This is a genomic window from Methylobacterium indicum (assembly GCF_017347565.1).
Lineage (GTDB): Bacteria > Pseudomonadota > Alphaproteobacteria > Rhizobiales > Beijerinckiaceae > Methylobacterium > Methylobacterium indicum.
Genome location: NZ_AP024145.1, coordinates 6,052,501 through 6,069,906 on the forward strand (window position 1 = coordinate 6,052,501; position 17,406 = coordinate 6,069,906).

A 17,406-nucleotide genomic window follows, 5' to 3' on the forward strand; every position below is an offset into this window, starting at 1 on the left:
GCGCAGCGTTCAGGACGTGGTCAACAACGATCCGTCGATCCGCACCAACGTGCCGGCCTTCTCGGGGATTCTCGGCTTCTTCATCCGCGGCTTCCCGGTCTTCGCCCAGGACATCGCGTTCAACGGGCTGTACGGCGTCGCCGACGCCTTCAACCCGGCGATCGAGTCGATCGAGCGCGTCGAGGTGCTGCGTGGCCCCGCGACCCTGCTCTCCGGCGTGCCGCCCTTCGGCAATATCGGCGGCAGCATCAACCTGATCCCGAAGCGGGCGCTCGAGGATCCGCTCACCCGCGCCACGATCGGCTACGCCTCCGACGCCCAGATCTACAAGGCGGTCGACGTCAGCCGCCGCTTCGGCGACGCCAAGGAATGGGGCCTGCGCTTCAACGGTGCCTTCAACAACGGCGCGACGCCGATCGACAATCAGAGCGTCCATTTCGGGGTCGCCGCGCTCGCCCTCGACTACCGCGGCGAGCGGCTGCGGGCGAGCCTCGACCTCGGCTACCAGGAGCTCGACTTCACCTCGCCGCTGCGCAACCGCAACGTGGCGGCCGGCGTGCGCATTCCCCGTGCGCCCGACCTGACGCGCAACCAGCAGCAGCCCTGGGAATACCGCGACAGCGCCAACCAGCAGCTCGCCACGCGGGTCGAGTACGACCTCACCCCGGACCTGACGCTCTACGGCGCCTACGGCGTGTCGAACTTCCGCCAGGAGTATTTCGGCGGCGTCCTGACGATCTTCAACGCGCGGGGCGATTACCGCGATCCCGTCAGCTACCTGCCGTTCCACATCGTCAACCAGACGGCGGAGGCGGGCTTGCGCGGTACGGTCGAGACCGGGCCGATCAAGCACAGCTTCGGGCTCGCCGCGGTCGGGTTCTGGCAGGACCTCGCCCAGCCCCCGGCCCAGACCGTGGGCCCGACGATCACCTCGAACCTCTATGACCCGACCTACGTCGCCCCGCGCTCGCCCTTCGGGCTGTCGAATGCGACCCCGCGCACCTCGAGCCGGATCAACCGCAGCATCGCCATCGCCGACACCCTGTCGATCCTCGACGACCGGGTGCTGCTCACGATCGGCGGGCGCTGGCAGGGTCTGGACGTCAATTCCTACAACCCCGTCACCGGATACCGCACGGGGACGAGCGACACCGGCGCCTTCTCGCCGGGCGTCGGCCTCGTGGTGAAGCCGTGGGAGCGGCTCTCGCTATATGCCAACTACGTCGAGGGCCTGACCTCGCCGGCCGTGCCGATCAACGCCGTCAATGCCACCGCGGCCTTCCCGGCCTTCGTCTCGCGCCAGACCGAGGTCGGCGCGAAGTACGATTTCGGCACGGTGGGCGTCGGCGTCGCGGCTTTCGACATCGAACAGCCCTCCGGCTTCCTCGATTCGCGCACCTTGGTCTTCTCCGTCGACGGTCGCCAGCGCAACAGCGGCGTCGAGCTGACGGTGTTCGGCGAGCCGGCGCCGGGAATGCGGCTCCTGGGCGGCATCACCCTGCTCGACGGGGTCCAGGTTCGCGCGCAGGATCCGCGCAATGTCGGGCGGACCGCGATCGGCGTGCCGGACGTACAGCTCAACCTCTCCGGCGAACTCGATCTGCCGCCGAGCCTCGTCCCCGGCCTGACCCTCACCGGGCGGGTGATCTACACCTCGGCGCAGTACTACGACCTCGCCAACAGCCAGAAGATCCCCGATTGGGCGACCCTCGACGTCGGCTTGCGCTACGCCACGACGCTCCAGGAGCGGCCGCTGACCCTGCGGGCCACCGTCGCCAACGTCACCGGCACCAACTACTGGGCCTCGACCGGGCGCGGCATCCTGAGCCAGGGCGCACCGCGGACGGTTCTTCTGTCGGCCTCGATGGACTTCTGAGAGGGCGCGGCACCCGCCGCGCCCGGACGTTCCGGCCGGCGCGCCTCACAGACTGGTCGAATGCCGGCCCGGCCCGCCGGCGAGCCGGGCGTCGAACACGGCGCTCGCCGAGCGCACCAGGCTGCGCATCTCATCCGGCACCGTGATGCGGTGGCCCGACCGCGCGACGACGCCGAGGCGCGCCATGGCGTCGAGCCGCGCCAATTCCGGCGCGAAGGCCGAATCCGCGGTGACGCCGTGCCGGCCGCAGATCTCGTCGAGGTCGACGGCGAGGTCGCACATCAGGCCCTCGATCACGTCGCGGCGCAGGCGGTCGTCCCGCGTCAGCGCGAGGCCGCGGGCGGTCGCCAGCTCGCCCCGGGCCACGGTATCGGCGTAACCCGCGATGTCGGTCATCGCCTGGGCGTAGCCGCCGGGCAGGCTGGAGATCGCCGAAGCGCCGAAGCCGAGGAGCGCCCGGGTCCCGTCCGTGGTGTAGCCCTGGAAGTTCCGGCGCAAGGTCTTTGCCGCCGCGGCGCGGGCGAGGGGGTCGTCGGGAGCGGCGAAGTGATCGAGGCCGATGCGCACGTAGCCGGCCCGGACGAGGCGCCCGGCCGCCGCCTCGAACTGGGCGTGCCGCTCGTGCGGGCCGGGCAGCGCGGCCTCCGGCAGGGCGCGCTGGTGCGGCTTCATCCAGGGGACGTGCCCGTAGCCGAACACCGCGACCCGGTCGGGCGCGAGCGCCACCGCATGGTCCACGGTCGCCACGACGTTGGCGACGCTCTGGTGCGGCAGCCCGATCATCAGGTCGACATTGACCGCCGCGATGCCGGAGAAGCGCAGCCAATCGACGGCGCGGGCGGTCTCCGCCACCGATTGCTCGCGGCGGATCGCGCGCTGGACCTCGGGGTCGAGGCTCTGCACCCCGAGGCTCGCCCGGGTGACGCCGATCGCCGCCAGGGTCTCGACGTCGGCCGGCGTCAGCGTGCGCGGATCGATCTCGACCGCGATCTCGATGTCGGGCGCGAACGCGAAGGTCCGGCGCAGGTGCCCGGCGATGCGGCGCAGGTCGGAGCCGCGCAGCATCGTCGGGGTGCCTCCACCCCAGTGCAGGTGGCGCAGGACCGGCCGGCCGGCCAAGCGCGCCGCCACGAGGTCGATCTCGCGGGTCAGCGCGGCGACGTAGGCCTCGACCGGGGCGTAGCGGCGCACGACCCGGGTGTGGCAGCCGCAATACAGGCAGAGCGCGGCGCAGAACGGGACGTGGAAATAGGCCGAGACCGCCTCATCGGGCCCCACATCCCCGAGCCACCGGCCGAATTCGGCGGGACCGACCTCGGCCGTGAAGTGCGGCGCGGTCGGGTAGCTGGTGTAGCGCGGGACGCGCTCGCCGCCGAGGCGGTCGATCAGGTCGGGCGTGATCATGGTCGGGAGATCGCCGTCGGAGGGACATCCGGCCGACGCTCGCAGGCGATCGGACGCATCGCCTTGCGCTGGATCAAGCCGGCCCCCGGCGATCCCGCCGTGACCGTGATCCTCCGGCCGGCCGGGGTCGGTTGACGCAGATCAACGCCCGGCCGGGAGCCGCATGACCTAACGGGGCGATCACGCGAAGCCGCGCGTGGAGCGAACCGAAACCAGCCATGCCCGCCACACCCGCACCCAAATACATGACCGAGGGGGAGGCGGGCCTGTGCGCCGCCTTCGGCCTCGGCGCCCTCCTGTGCCTCGTCGCCTCGGCGAAGGCCGCGGACCCCGCCTTCGGCTTCCATGCCGGGCTGTTCTCGTTCGCGGCGGTCGCCGGGATCGTGGCGATCCTGCGCCGCTACGCCGCCCGCGACCCCGAGCCGGTGCCGCAGGAGATCGGGGGACGGCCGAACTACAATCTCGGGCCGATCAAGTTCGCGACCATCGCGTCGATGGGCTGGGGCATCGCCGGGTTCCTGGTCGGCTGCATCATCGCCTTCCAGCTCTGGGCGCCCTCGCTCAATCTCAGTCTCGAATACACCACCTTCGGGCGGTTGCGCCCCCTCCATACGTCAGCGGTGATCTTCGCCTTCGGCGGCAACGTGCTGATCGCGACCTCGCTCTACGTGGTGCAGCGGACCTGCCGGGCGCGGCTCGCGGGCGACCTCGCGCCGTGGTTCGTGGTGCTCGGCTACAACCTGTTCATCGTGATCGCCGGCACCGGCTACCTCCTGGGTGTCACCCAGTCGAAGGAGTATGCCGAGCCCGAATGGTACGCCGACCTCTGGCTCACGGTCGTCTGGGTCGTCTACCTCGTGGTCTTCCTCGCCACCCTCGCCAAGCGGCGCGAGCCGCACATCTTCGTGGCGAACTGGTTCTACCTCGCCTTCATCGTCACCATCGCGATGCTGCACGTGGTGAACAACCTCGCGCTCCCGGTGAGCGTCTTCGGCTCGAAGTCCTACCCGATCTTCTCCGGCGTGCAGGACGCGCTGGTGCAGTGGTGGTACGGCCACAACGCCGTCGGCTTCTTCCTCACCGCCGGCTTCCTCGCCATCATGTACTACTTCATCCCGAAGCGGGCGGAGCGGCCGGTCTATTCCTATCGGCTCTCCATCATCCACTTCTGGGCACTGATCTTCATGTATATCTGGGCAGGCCCGCACCACCTGCACTACACGGCGCTGCCCGACTGGGCCCAGACGCTCGGCATGACCTTCTCGATCATGCTGTGGATGCCGTCCTGGGGCGGGATGATCAACGGCCTGATGACGCTGTCGGGCGCCTGGGACAAGCTGCGGACGGATCCGATCCTGCGCCTGATGGTCGTCTCGCTCGCCTTCTACGGCATGGCGACGTTCGAAGGGCCGATGATGTCGATCAAGGCCGTCAACGCGCTCAGCCACTACACGGACTGGACCATCGGCCACGTGCATTCCGGCGCACTCGGCTGGGTCGCCTACGTGTCGTTCGGCGCGCTCTACTGCCTGGTGCCGTGGCTGTGGAACCGGCGCGAGGTCTATTCCCTTCGCCTCGTCGAGTGGCACTTCTGGGTCTCGACGCTCGGCATCGTCCTCTACATCACGGCGATGTGGGTCGCCGGGATCATGCAGGGCCTGATGTGGCGCGCCACGAACGACTTCGGCTTCCTCGAATACTCCTTCGTCGAGACCGTCGAGGCGATGCAGCCCTACTACCTGGTGCGGGCTTTAGGCGGCGTCCTGTTCCTGATCGGCGCGCTGATCATGGCCTACAACCTCGCCATGACGATCCTGGGCCGCGAAGCGACCGCGTCGAACCCGGCATCCGCGTCCGGTGCCACCCTCGTCCCGGCCGAGTGACCGTTTCGGCCCGCCCGCCGGCGGGCCCCGTTCGTCCGTCTCACATCGAAAGATTCCGGCCATGGCCACCGCCCAGCCCGGCCTCTGGAAGAGGCACGAGTTCTTCGAGAGGAACTCGTTTCCGCTGCTCATCGGCATCCTGATCGTCGTCGCGATCGGCGGCCTGATCGAGATCGTCCCGCTCTTCTACCTGAAGAGCACCATCGAGGCGGTGGAGGGCATCCGTCCCTACACGCCGCTCGAACTCGCCGGCCGCAACATCTACGTGCGCGAGGGCTGCTACCTCTGCCACAGCCAGATGGTGCGCCCGATGCGCGACGAGGTCGAGCGCTACGGCCATTTCTCGCTCGCGGCCGAGTCGCTGTACGACCACCCGTTCCAGTGGGGCTCGAAGCGCACGGGACCCGACCTCGCCCGCGTCGGCGGAAAGTACTCGGACGCCTGGCACCGCGAGCACCTGAAGGACCCGCGTGCCGTCGTGCCCGGCTCAATCATGCCGGCCTATTCCTTCCTCGACCGGCCCCTCGACGCGGAGGCCATCGCCGACGACCTGACGGCGAATGCCCGGCTCGGCGTGCCCTACAGCCGCGACATGATCCTGCGGGCGGGCAGCGACCTCACCGCCCAGCTCGATCCCGACGGCGCGGATGCCGGCTTCGCGCAGCGCTATCCCGGCGCCGTCGCGCATGCCCCCGGCGAGAAGGGCCGCCCGACCGAGCTCGACGCGCTGGTGGCCTACCTCCAGGTGCTCGGCACGATGGTCGACTTCAAGCTCTACGACGACGGCAAGAATTTGAGGTGATGCCCGTGACCTACGACCTCGCCGCCCGCTTTGCCCAGACGAGCGGGCTTCTCTACTTCGTGGCTTTGTTCGCCGGGGTCGCGCTCTACGCCGTCTGGCCTCGCAACCAGGGCCGGTTCGACGCTGCCGCCCGCCTGCCCCTCGACGAGGAGTGAGCCTCGTGACCGACCCGAAATCCTCCACCCCCGAGACCACCGGCCACGAGTGGGACGGCATCGCCGAGTACAACAACCCGCTGCCGCGCTGGTGGCTGACCTCGCTCTACGCCACGATCGTCTGGGCCTTCGGCTACTGGATCCTCTATCCGGCCTGGCCGCTGGTCTTCGACCACACGCGGGGCGTGCTCGGTTACTCGACCCGCGCCGCGGTGCTGGCCGACGTCGCCGCGACGAAGGCGGCCCGCGCGACGCTCGGCCAGTCGACGCTCGCCGTGGCGGATCTCGGTGAGATCGCGGCCGATCCGGCGCTGCTGCCGCTGGCGCTCGCCACCGGCAAGGCGGCCTTCGGCGACAACTGCGCCGCCTGCCACGGCACCGCCGCCACCGGCCGGACCGGCTACCCGAACCTCCAGGACGACGACTGGCTCTGGGGCGGCAGCCTCGCGGCCATCGCGGAGACGATCCGCGTCGGCATCCGGTCGGGCCATGCCGACACCCGCGCGGGCGAGATGCCGGCCTTCGGCCGCGACGGCATCCTCAAGCGCGACGAGGTCGAGACGGTGGCGAACTACGTCCTGTCCCTCTCCGGCAAGGCCTTCGCACCGGCCCTGAGCCTGGAGACGGGCGCCGCGCTCTTTTCCCGAAACTGCGCCGCCTGCCACGGCGAGCAGGGCCGGGGTAATCCGGAGATGGGGGCTCCGAACCTCGCCGACGCGGTCTGGCTCTACGGCTCCGCGCCCAAGGACGTGATCGCGACGATCCAGGGCGGCCGAAAAGGGGTGATGCCGACCTGGGAGGGGCGGCTCGACACCGCGACGATCAAGTCGCTGGCGATCTACGTCCACGGGCTCGGGGGCGGGCGTTAGGGCCTGATACCGTTTTCAAAAGAACCCGTCCGGAAACGGTATCGCCAGCCCACGCGGCGCGTGAACGGCGTCGAACCCCGCATCGCGAAGCGATCGATCGGCTCTCATATGACAGGGATGCCGGAAGCGATCGTCCGGCATCCCTGTCGTCGGCGCGCGCCGTGGAGCTGCAGCCGTCCCATATCTGAGCGAGGCGGATGCCCCGTCGCGACGCCACCGATCGGACGTCGCCGAGACGGCGATATGCCGGCCGCGCGGTCCGCGCGGCCGGAGGATCCGCTACGCGCTCTGTCCGACGCCGTCCTGCGCGAGCCCGGCATGCGCGGTTCCGTCTGGCCCGAATCCGTTTTGTCCTGCGGCCGGCATCGTCGCACCGTGCCGCTTGAGCGGCCGGTTGCCCGAAAGGCGGCGGAGCAGCACGTAGAAGACCGGCGTCAGAAAAAGCCCGAAGGCGGTGACGCCGATCATGCCGGAGAACACCGCGACGCCCATGGCGCGGCGCATCTCGGCCCCGGCCCCGGTCGCGGTGACGAGGGGCAGGACGCCCATGATGAAGGCCATCGAGGTCATCAGGATCGGGCGAAGCCGCAGGCGGCTCGCCTCGATGGCCGCCTCGACCGGGCTGCGGCCCGAAAATTCCAGCTCGCGGGCGAATTCCACGATCAGGATGGCGTTCTTGGCCGACAGGCCGACGAGCACGATCAGGCCGATCTGGGTGAAGACGTTGTTGTCGCCTGACGACAGCCAGACCCCGGTCATCGCCGCGAGGAGCCCCATCGGGACGATCAGCAGGATCGCGAGGGGCAGGGCGAGGCTCTCGTACTGCGCCGCCAACACCAGGAAGACGAGGAGCAGTGCGAGCGGGAAGACCCAGATCCCGGAATTGCCGGCGATGAACTCCTGGTAGGTGAGGTCGGTCCACTCGAAGGCGAATCCCCGCGGCAGCGTCTCGGCGGCGATGCGGGCCGCGGCGGCCTGGGCCTGGCCCGACGAGACGCCGGGGGCGGCGCCCGCGTTGATGTCGGCGGTGAGGAAACCGTTGTAGCGCATCGCCCGCTCGGGCCCCGCGGTCTGGCGCACCCGCAGCAGGGTCGAGAGCGGCACCATCTCGCCCGATCCCGCCCGGACCTTCAGGAGCCCGACATCGTCCTGGCGGGCGCGGAAGGGGGCATCGGCCTGGACCCGGACCGAGTAGGTGCGGCCGAACTTGTTGAAATCGTTGACGTAGAGCGAGCCGAGATAGATCTGGAGCGTGTCGAACACGTCGGTGACCGGGATCTTGAGCTGGCGCGCCTTGGTCCGGTCGATCTCCGCGAAGAGCTGCGGGACGTTCATCTGGAAGCTGGAGAAGAGGCCGGCGAGCTCCGGCGCCTGCGCGGCACGGGCGAGGAACGCCTTGGTGGCCTCGTTCAGCGCCTCGTAGCCCAGACCGCCGCGATCCTCGATCTGCAGCTTGAAGCCGCCGATGGTGCCGAGCCCGTTGACCGGCGGGGGCGGGAACATCGCGATGAAGGCTTCGGGGATCGCCGCGTATTTGCGGTTGAGGGACTGCGCGATGGCCGCGCCGTTGAGCGAGGGGTCCCGGCGCTCGTCGAACGGCTTGAGGGTCGAGAACACGATTCCCGAATTCGACGAGTTGGTGAAGCCGTTGATCGACAGGCCCGGAAAGGCGACCGCGCTCTCGACGCCGGGCTCCCGCAACGCGATCTCGCTCATCCGGCGGATCACCTCCTCGGTCCGGTCGAGGGTGGCGCCGTCGGGCAGCTGCGCGAAGCCGACGAGGTACTGCTTGTCCTGGCCCGGCACGAAGCCGCCGGGAATCTGGCGAAACAGCCCGACCGTCAGACCGACGAGGACGAGGTAGAGGAGCATCATCGCGCCTTTTCGCGAGACGACGGCACCGACGCCGCGCCCGTAGCCGTCGGAGGCGCGTCCGAAGGCCCGGTTGAAGCGGCGGAAGAACCAGCCGAGCAGGGTGTCGAGCACCCGCGTCAGCCGATCCTTGGGGGCGTGGTGGTCGCGAAGCAGGAGCGCCGAGAGGGCCGGCGACAGGGTGAGCGAGTTGATCGCCGAGATGACCGTCGAGATCGCGATGGTCAGCGCGAACTGCTTGTAGAACTGCCCGGTGAGCCCGCTGATGAAGGCGAGCGGCACGAACACGGCCACCAGCACCAGCGCGATGGCGACGATCGGCCCCGAGACCTCGCGCATCGCCTGCTCGCTGGCGTCCCGCGGCGACAGCCCCGCCTCGATGTTGCGCTCGACGTTCTCGACCACCACGATGGCGTCGTCGACCACGATGCCGATGGCGAGCACGAGGCCGAACAGGCTGAGCGCGTTGATCGAGAAGCCGAAGGCGTGCATCACCGCGAAGGTGCCGACGATCGAGACCGGCACGGCGAGGAGCGGGATGATCGAGGCCCGCCAGGTCTGCAGGAACAGGATCACCACGACGACGACGAGGGCGACCGCCTCGAGCAGCGTGTGGATGACCGCCTCGATCGAAGCGCGCACGAACTGCGTCGGGTCGTAGACGATCTGGTAGTCGATCCCCTCGGGCATCGTCCGCTTGATCTCCGCCATGGTCCGGCGGACCTCGTCGGAGATCGCGATCGCGTTCGAGCCGGGCGATTGCGAGATCGGCAGCGCCACCGCCGCCTTGTTGTCGAGGAGCGAGCGCAGCGCGTAGTCCGAGGCGCCGAGCTCGATGCGGGCGATGTCGCGGAGCCGCGTGATCTCGCCGTTCTCTCCCGTCTTGACCACGATGTCGCCGAACTGCTCCTCGTTCGCCAGGCGCCCCTCGGCGTTGAGCGAGAGCTGGAGGTCGAGGCCGGGCACCGCCGGCGAGGCGCCGATGACGCCCGCCGCCGCCTCGACGTTCTGGGCCTGGATCTCCCGCACCACGTCGCCCGCCGACAGGCCGTGCTCGGCGGTCTTCTGCGGGTCGAGCCAGATCCGCATCGCGTAGTCGCCGGAGCCGAAGAGCTGGACCTGGCCGACGCCGTCGAGGCGGGCGAGCCGGTCTTTGATGTTGAGCACCGCGTAGTTGCGCAGGTACGTCATGTCGTAGCGCCCGTTCGGCGAGACGAGGTGCACCACCATCGTCAGGTCGGGCGAGGACTTCACCGTGACGATGCCGAGCTGGCGCACGATCGCCGGCAGGCGCGGCTCGGCCTGCGAGACCCGGTTCTGCACGAGCTGCTGCGCCTTGTCGGGGTCGGTCCCGAGGCGGAACGTGACGGTCAGCGTCATGATGCCGTCCGTCGTGGCCTGGCTCGACATGTAGAGCATGCCCTCGACGCCGTTGATCTGCTCCTCGATCGGCGTCGCCACCGTCTCGGCGATGACTTTCGGGTTGGCCCCCGGGAAGGTCGCGCGCACCACCACGGAGGGCGGCACCACGTCCGGATACTCGGAGATCGGCATCGCCAGGAGCGACAGCAGGCCGCCGATGAAGATGAGAACCGAGAGCACGCCCGCGAAGATCGGCCGGTCGATGAAGAACTTGGACAGGGTCATGGCGCCCTCCGGGGCGGGGCAGCGGGCAAGGAAGCAGCAGGCAAGAGGGGAGCGGGCAAGGAGGCCGCGGGCATGAGGGATCCGCGCGGCCGCCCGAGTGCGGTCGCGGGGTCTCGCGGTTCGGAATCGGAGGTGCGAGCGAGCGCCGTGGAGCGCGTCAGCGCCCGGCGAGGCGGCGCGTCTCGGGGGCGCCGCGGGCGCCCATCGTCACCGGCTCGGGGCTGAGCAGCGTGCCGGGGCGGATCCGCTGCAGGCCGTTGACGACGATGCGCTCGCCGCCCGAGAGGCCCGAGGTCACGACGCGCAGTCCCTCGACCGCGCGGCCGAGGGTGACGGCCCGGAACGCGGCGCGGTTATCCGCCCCGACCACGAGCACGAACTTCTTGTCCTGGTCGGTGCCGACCGCCCGCTCGTCGACGAGGAGCAGCCGCTCGGGCGCGGGCCGGCCGAGCCGCATCCGGGCGAATTGCCCGGGGATGAGGCGACCGTCGCCGTTGGCGAAGCTGGCGCGCACCCGGACCGTGCCGCTGCGCGCGTCGACCTTGTTGTCGATGAATTGCAGGTGCCCGCGGGCGGGCGTTCCCTCGGCGGTCGTCATCTCGACCGGGATGGCGTCGAGCCGGCCGCGCCCGCCCGCCGGGCCGGCGATCGAGGCCAGCGCCTGGAGCACGACGGTTTCGTCGGCGTCGAAGCTCGCATGGATCGGATCGACCGAGACCAGCGTGGTGAGCACCGCCGCCCCCGCGCCCGCGGTGACGAGGTTGCCGGGCGTGACCTCGCGGCGCCCGACGCGGCCCGCCACCGCCGCCCGGATCTCGGTGTAGCCGAGGTTCAGCCTTGCTGCCGCCAGCGCCGCCTTCGCGGCGTCCAGGCTCGCCTTCGCCTCCTTGAAGGCGTTGGCCCGCACGTCGAGGTCGCGCGCCGTGACGATCTGCTGGTCGGAGAGCCGGCGCCCGCGCTCGAGGTCGCTCGCCGTCAGGGCGACGCGGGCCTCGGCCCCGGCCACCTGGGCCTCCAGGCGCTGGACCTCCGCCGCGTAGGGCGCCGGATCGATGGTCACCAGGAGGTCGCCGGCCTTGACGAGTTCCCCTTCCGCGAAGTGCGTCGCCTGGACCGCGCCGCCGACGCGGGCCCGCACGTCGACGCGCTCGACCGCCTCCAGGCGGCCGGAAAAATCGTCCCACAGCACCACGTCGCGCGGCGTGATCGCGGCGACCGGGGCGGACACCGCCTGCTCGGCCGGCGGCGTCGCGGCGCTGGCGGCGGTTCCTCGCGTGAACGAAGGGGACAGGAACGGGTAGGAGGCCCCCGCCAGCAGGACGAGAACGAGGCCGATTCCGGCGCTGCGCCGGACGAGGAATTGGCCTAGGGATGGGTCGCGACGTGGGTCCACGGCCGGCTCCGACATCTGTATGGTTCGATACACATGTCGGCATGGACGCGGCCCGTCAAGAGCCTTATCTAACACTCGATACAGAAATGGGAGCCGGCAGGCGATGGCGATGGGGCGACCCCGGTCGTTCGATACCGACAAGGCCCTCGACGAGGCGATGGAGGTGTTCTGGCGCCACGGCTACGACGGCGCGAGCCTCGCGATGCTGACGAAGGCCATGGGCATCAAGCCGCCGAGCCTCTATGCGGCCTTCGGCAGCAAGGAAGGTCTGCTCAAGGCGGCCCTCGATCGCTACGCCGAGCGCCGATCCGCGCATATGCGCTACGTGCTGGCGGGCGCCACCGCCCGCGAGGTGGCCGAGCGCTTCCTCACCAGCATCGCCGAGAGCCACACCGATCCGGCCAACCCGCCCGGCTGCCTGCTGGTCCAGGGCGGGCTGGCCTGCGGCGAGGGGTCCGAGAACATCCCGTTCGAGCTCGCCTCCCGGCGCGCCCAGTCCGAAACCGAGCTGCGCGAGCGCTTCGCCGCGGCCAAAAGCGACGGCGACCTGGGCGTGGACGCCGACCCGGCGGCGCTCGCGCGCTTCCTCTCGACGGTCGCGTCGGGCATGGGCGTGCTGGCCTCCTCGGGCGCCGACCGGGAGGCCTTGCGGGAGGTCGCGCGGGTGTCGCTCGGCGCCTTCCCGGGGCCGGCGGCGGCGCGGTAGTTCCGCAGCCGCCGGGCCGGCCCTCATCGGCCATGCTCGGCCGATCGCCGCAGGGCTGCCCGGGGAAAGAAAAAGGCGCGGGATCCCCTCTCCCGTGTGGGAGAGGGGTAGGGGTGATCGAAGATCGCGCGAGGGTGACACGCGTCAGGATTAAGCACTGAGCGTCACGCTGCCAGCACGACGTTCGGTGCTTGAATAAGAACCGTAGCACCCTCACGCGCGATCTTCGATCGCCCGGCCCCTCTCCCACACGGGAGAGGGGAGGCGCGCGACTTCCACGTGGAAGCGCGCCCAAACCGAGATGTTTGAACACGTTAGCCGCCCGCGGGGGAGAGGGGACAAGGCGCCCCTCCGCTTCCCACGACAGCCCTGCGATTGCGAGAGATCAATGACGCGGGCCACCCCCCGCCTGAGAACGGCTCCTGCCCGCGCCCGGGCGGCTGGACAGGCGGCGATGGCCTTGAGCGAACCTGCGACGACGGCACGGTCCACGGCTCCGCGTGAGGGCCGCAAGGCGAAGTTCGGCACCGCCGCGATCCGGCCGGCGGTGCCGGCGGTCACCGGCGATCTCTACGAAGCGCGCCGGAAGATCCACCCGCAGGCGGTGCGGGGCCGGTTCCGCACCACGAAGTGGATCATCCTGGCGGTGGCGCTCGGGGTCTACTACCTCGTGCCGTTCCTGCGATTCGACCGCGGCCCGGGGGCACCGTCGCAGGCGGTGCTGATCGACCTCGACCGCGGCCGCCTCTATGTCTTCTTCATCGAGCTGTGGCCGCAGGAGGTCACCTACGTGATGGGCCTGCTGATTCTGGCGGCCCTGATCCTTTTCCTGATGAACGCCGTCGCCGGCCGGATCTGGTGCGGCTATCTCTGCCCGCAGACGGTCTGGACCGATCTCTTTCTCGCGGTCGAGCGCCTGGTCGAGGGCGACCGCCGGGCGCGGCTCAAGCTCGACGCGGCGCCTTGGTCGGTCGAGAAGATCGCCCTGCGCACCCTCAAGCACGCGATCTGGCTCCTGATCGCCTGGTGGACCGGCGGTGCCTGGGTGCTCTACTTCGCCGACGCGCCGACCCTGGTGCGCCAGCTCGCGACCTTCCAGGCCCCGCCGGTCGCGGGCTTCGCCATCCTGACGCTGACCGCCACGACCTATCTGCTCGCCGGCCACCTGCGCGAGCAGGTCTGCACCTACATGTGCCCGTGGCCGCGCATCCAGGGCGCCCTCACCGACGCCCACTCCCTCAACATCCGCTACCGGGTCGAGCGCGGCGAGCCCCGCGCCTCGGTCAAGACGGCAGCCGCCCTGCGCGCCGCCGGTCGGCCGGCCGGCGATTGCGTCGATTGCTACGCCTGCGTCACCGCCTGCCCGGCGGGGATCGACATCCGCGACGGGCTCCAGCTCGCCTGCATCCAGTGCGGCCTGTGCGCCGACGCTTGCGACGCCGTGATGACGAGGCTCGGGCGGCCGACCGGCCTCATCGCCTACGACACCGAGGCGAATGGCCGGCGCCGGGCCGCGGGCCTGCCGCCGGTTCAGCGAATCCTGCGCCCGCGCACGGTCGCGTACGGCCTCCTGGTGGTGGGAATCGGTGGCTTCATGCTCGCGAGCCTCGCGACCCGGAGCTTCACCGGCATCAGCGTCCTGCACGACCGCAACCCGCTCTTCGTCGTCCTGTCGGAGGGCGGGGTGCGCAACGGCTACGCCGTCAGGGTCATCAACAAGCGCCCGGTCGAGCGGCGCTTCGTCCTCGGCCTCGAGGGGCTGCCGGGCGCCCGTCTCGAGGTGGTGGGCGCCGCCGACGACCTCGTCGTGCCGGCCGACACGACGCGGGAATACCGCGTCCTCGTCTTCGCCCCGCCCGGCCGCGCCGGCTCGGCGCCGCTCGCCTTCCGCGTCACCGATCCGGCCAGCGGCGAGACCGCCCTGGCGCAGGACCACTTCAAGGCACCCTAGGACCATGCAGGCCCGCCTCGTCGCCCCGTTCCGCCTCACCGGGCGGCACGTCCTCCTCGCCTTGATCGGCTTCTTCGGCACCATCGCGGCGGCCGACGCCCTCCTGGTCACCTCGGCCTTTCGCACCTTCACGGGGCTCGAGGCGGCCTCGCCCTACCATGCCGGGCAAGTCTACACCGCCGAGCGCGCCCGGGCCCGGGCCCAGACCGCCCGGGGATGGCACCTCGACGGCACGATCGCGCGCGACGGCGCCGGCATCGGCCTGATCGTCTCCCTGCGCGGGCCCGACGGCGCGCCGCTCGCCGGCAAGGACCTGCGCGCCCGGCTGGAGCGCCCGACCGATGCCCGCCTCGACCGGGCCCTGGCCCTCGCGGCGACCGCCCCCGGCACCTATGCGGGCAACCTCGATGCGCTGCCGGCCGGCCAGTGGCGGCTCGTCGTCGAGGTGACGGGACCGGGCGGGATCGAGCTTCGGCGCGAGCGCCGCGTCACCATCGAGTAGGGGCGGATTTCGATGTGCTGCACCGATGCGGCGCTCGCCTATGTCGAGGCCCATGCCGCCTGGAGCGAGGCGAACACCCGGCCCTCCCGGGAGCGCAACTACGACGCCTTCGTCACCCGCACCCGGGCGGGCGCGGCCCGGGCCGACTTCGCCGTCGAGGGCGTGCGCTGCGCCTCTTGCCTCGCGGCCATCGAGCGCGGCCTCGCCGAGGTGCCGGGCGTAGCCGTGGCGCGGTTGAACCTCACCGAGCGGCGCCTCGCGGTCGAGTGGGCACCCGAGGCCGAGCCCGATGTGGGACTGATCCGGGCGCGGCTCGCCGCCCTCGGCTACGCCGCCCATCCCTTCGACCCGCACCGGCCGGCCGATGCCGAGGCGGCGGAGAGCGAGCGGCTGATCCGCGCCCTGGCGGTGGCGGGCTTCGCCTCGATGAACGTGATGCTGCTGGCGATCTCGGTCTGGGCCGGCAGCGTCTCCGACATGACGCCCGAGAACCGCGACCTCTTCCACTGGATCCAAGCGCTCGTCGCCCTGCCGGCGGCCGCCTATGCGGGCCGGCCGTTCTACGAAGGGGCGCTCCGCGGCCTGCGGGCCGGACGGATCACCATGGACTTCCCCATCACCCTCGGGGTGGTGCTGACCCTCGTGATGTCGGTGGTCGAGACGGCTCTGGGGGCGACCCACGCCTATTTCGACGGGGCGATCATGCTGCTGTTCTTCCTGCTGATCGGGCGGGTGCTCGAACAGGCGATGCGGCGGCGGACCCGGACGCTGGCCGAGAATCTCGCGGCGTTGCGCTGCGAGACCGCGGCGCGGATCGAGCCCGACGGGTCGGTGCGCGACGTTCCGCTCGCCGAGGTCGCGCCCGGCGCCCGCGTGCTGGTGCGCCCGGGCGAGCGGGTGCCGATGGACGGCCGGATCGAGCGCGGGCGCTCGGACCTCGATCGTAGCCTCGTCACCGGCGAGACCGCACCGGTGCCGGTGGAGGAGGGGGCCCTCGTCCAGGCCGGCGCCCTCAACGGCGACGGCGCGCTCGTCGTCGCGGTCACGGCGGCGGCCGGGGCGGGCTTCCTCGACGAGGTCGAGGCGCTGATGCGCCGTGCCCTCGAAACCCGCTCGCGGGCGCTGGTGCTCGCCGACCGGGCCACCCGCCTCTACGTGCCGCTGGTCCATGCGGCCGCCGCGCTGACCTTCGCCGGCTGGCTCGTCGCCGGGGCCGGTCCGCACGCCGCGCTCCTCACCGCCGTCGCGGTGCTCGTCGTCACCTGTCCCTGCGCGCTCGGCCTCGCGATCCCCGCCGTCCAGGTCGTCGCCGCCGGCGCGCTGTTTCGCGACGGCGTGCTTCTCAACGACGGCTCCGCCCTGGAGCGAATGGGCGAGATCGACACCGTGGTGTTCGACAAGACCGGCACGCTGACCCTGCCGGAGCCGGTCCTGGCCGCCGAGGCCGGCGACGCCGCTGCGCTGGCCCGGGCCGCCCGCCTCGCCCTGTCGAGCCGCCACCCGATGGCCGCCGCCCTGGCGCGGCAGGCCGCGGAGGGCGCCGAGCCCTATCCGGGGGCGCAGGAAGCGGCAGGCCTCGGCGTCCGGGCGACCGTCGACGGCGTGGAGCTGCGCCTCGGCTCCCCAACCTTCTGCGGCGCCGAGGCGCAGGCCGAAGCGGCCCTCGCCGCCGCGCCGGAGGCCTCGGTCATCTGCTTTCGCGCCGGGGCCGGGGAGCCGGTCGCCTACCCGGTCGCCCAGGCGCTTCGCCCGGACGCGGCGGCGGTCATGGCCGCGCTGCGGGCGGAGGGACGACGGATCGCGATCCTGTCGGGGGACCGGCCGAGCGCGGTCGCGGCGGTCGCCGCGCGGCTCGGCGTGAGCGAGTGGGAGGCCGGTCTCACCCCGCAGGACAAGATTATTCGCATCGAGGCCCTCGGCCGCGCCGGCCGTCGGGTGCTGATGGTCGGCGACGGCCTCAACGACGCACCGGCGCTCGCCGCCGCCCACGCCTCGCTCTCGCCGGTCACCGCCGCGCATGTGAGCCAGGCCGCCGCCGACGCGCTCTTCCTCGGCCGCAGCCTCGCGCCGGTGCTCTCGGTGATCGCGGTCGGCGCCCGGGCCCGGCGGCTGATGCGGCAGAACCTGTGGCTCGCGGGCGCCTACAACCTCGTCGCGGTGCCGCTCGCCGCCGCGGGGCTCCTCACGCCGCTGATCGCCGCGTTGGCGATGTCGGGCTCCTCGGTCGTCGTCACGCTCAACGCGCTGCGCGCCCGCGCCCGTCCGCGGCCCACGCCGTCTCCCCGACCGGAGGGGACCGCCGAGGTGCCGGCGGATCCGGCCATCGCCACCCCCTGACCGCCTCCG

12 protein-coding genes (1 of these 12 only partly in view) are annotated in these 17,406 nt (G+C 71.3%); 9 read left to right on the forward strand and 3 right to left on the reverse strand.

Annotated elements, in window-relative coordinates; genetic code table 11:
- Positions 1–1,876 carry the 3' portion of a TonB-dependent receptor gene (locus miv_RS28130; protein ID WP_207180207.1) on the forward strand. 335 nt of this gene lie to the left of the window's left edge, so 1,876 of the gene's 2,211 nt are visible here — the last part of the coding sequence; its start codon lies off the left edge, out of view; it ends in the stop codon at positions 1,874–1,876.
- Positions 1,877–1,921: 45 nt separating this feature from the next.
- Here the strand turns inward: miv_RS28130 and hemN are convergent, their stop codons facing one another.
- Positions 1,922–3,280: an oxygen-independent coproporphyrinogen III oxidase gene (hemN, locus tag miv_RS28135; protein WP_207180208.1), complete on the reverse strand. Its 1,359-nt coding sequence runs from the start codon at positions 3,278–3,280 to the stop codon at positions 1,922–1,924.
- A 218-nt stretch (positions 3,281–3,498) separates the two neighbouring features.
- Between hemN and ccoN the strand changes: the two genes are divergently transcribed.
- The 4 genes from ccoN (at position 3,499) to ccoP (ending at position 6,989) form a co-directional block, all read left to right on the forward strand.
- Positions 3,499–5,163: a cytochrome-c oxidase, cbb3-type subunit I gene (ccoN, locus tag miv_RS28140; protein ID WP_207180209.1), complete on the forward strand. Its 1,665-nt coding sequence runs from the start codon at positions 3,499–3,501 to the stop codon at positions 5,161–5,163.
- Between the two features lie 61 nt (positions 5,164–5,224).
- Positions 5,225–5,965 (forward strand): cytochrome-c oxidase, cbb3-type subunit II, encoded by a 741-nt coding sequence (ccoO, locus tag miv_RS28145; protein WP_048430320.1) that lies wholly within the window; start codon positions 5,225–5,227, stop codon positions 5,963–5,965.
- Positions 5,965–6,120: a cbb3-type cytochrome c oxidase subunit 3 gene (locus tag miv_RS28150; RefSeq protein WP_420865467.1), complete on the forward strand. Its 156-nt coding sequence runs from the start codon at positions 5,965–5,967 to the stop codon at positions 6,118–6,120. Before ccoO ends, miv_RS28150 begins: the two co-directional genes overlap by 1 nt.
- A 5-nt stretch (positions 6,121–6,125) precedes the next feature.
- Positions 6,126–6,989 (forward strand): cytochrome-c oxidase, cbb3-type subunit III, encoded by an 864-nt coding sequence (gene ccoP, locus miv_RS28155; RefSeq protein ID WP_244748753.1) that lies wholly within the window; start codon positions 6,126–6,128, stop codon positions 6,987–6,989.
- 279 nt (positions 6,990–7,268) lie between these two features.
- Here the strand turns inward: ccoP and miv_RS28160 are convergent, their stop codons facing one another.
- Both miv_RS28160 and miv_RS28165 read right to left on the reverse strand, forming a co-directional pair.
- The gene (locus miv_RS28160) at positions 7,269–10,508 is read right to left on the reverse strand and encodes an efflux RND transporter permease subunit (RefSeq protein ID WP_058618998.1); all 3,240 of its coding nucleotides are present in this window, start codon (positions 10,506–10,508) and stop codon (positions 7,269–7,271) included.
- Positions 10,509–10,665: 157 nt separating this feature from the next.
- Complete coding sequence (locus miv_RS28165; RefSeq protein WP_207180212.1) at positions 10,666–11,916, reverse strand: efflux RND transporter periplasmic adaptor subunit; 1,251 nt, start codon at positions 11,914–11,916, stop codon at positions 10,666–10,668.
- Between the two features lie 88 nt (positions 11,917–12,004).
- Between miv_RS28165 and miv_RS28170 the strand changes: the two genes are divergently transcribed.
- The 4 genes from miv_RS28170 (at position 12,005) to miv_RS28185 (ending at position 17,397) form a co-directional block, all read left to right on the forward strand.
- Positions 12,005–12,607, forward strand: a complete 603-nt coding sequence (locus tag miv_RS28170; protein WP_207180214.1) for a TetR/AcrR family transcriptional regulator — start codon at positions 12,005–12,007, stop codon at positions 12,605–12,607.
- Positions 12,608–12,995: 388 nt separating this feature from the next.
- Positions 12,996–14,558: a cytochrome c oxidase accessory protein CcoG gene (gene ccoG / locus miv_RS28175; RefSeq protein WP_244748754.1), complete on the forward strand. Its 1,563-nt coding sequence runs from the start codon at positions 12,996–12,998 to the stop codon at positions 14,556–14,558.
- Between the two features lie 4 nt (positions 14,559–14,562).
- Positions 14,563–15,060, forward strand: coding sequence for a FixH family protein (locus miv_RS28180; protein WP_207180216.1), 498 nt, complete (start codon positions 14,563–14,565; stop codon positions 15,058–15,060).
- 12 nt (positions 15,061–15,072) lie between these two features.
- Positions 15,073–17,397, forward strand: a complete 2,325-nt coding sequence (locus miv_RS28185) for a heavy metal translocating P-type ATPase (RefSeq protein ID WP_207180218.1) — start codon at positions 15,073–15,075, stop codon at positions 17,395–17,397.
- Positions 17,398–17,406: the final 9 nt, after the last annotated feature.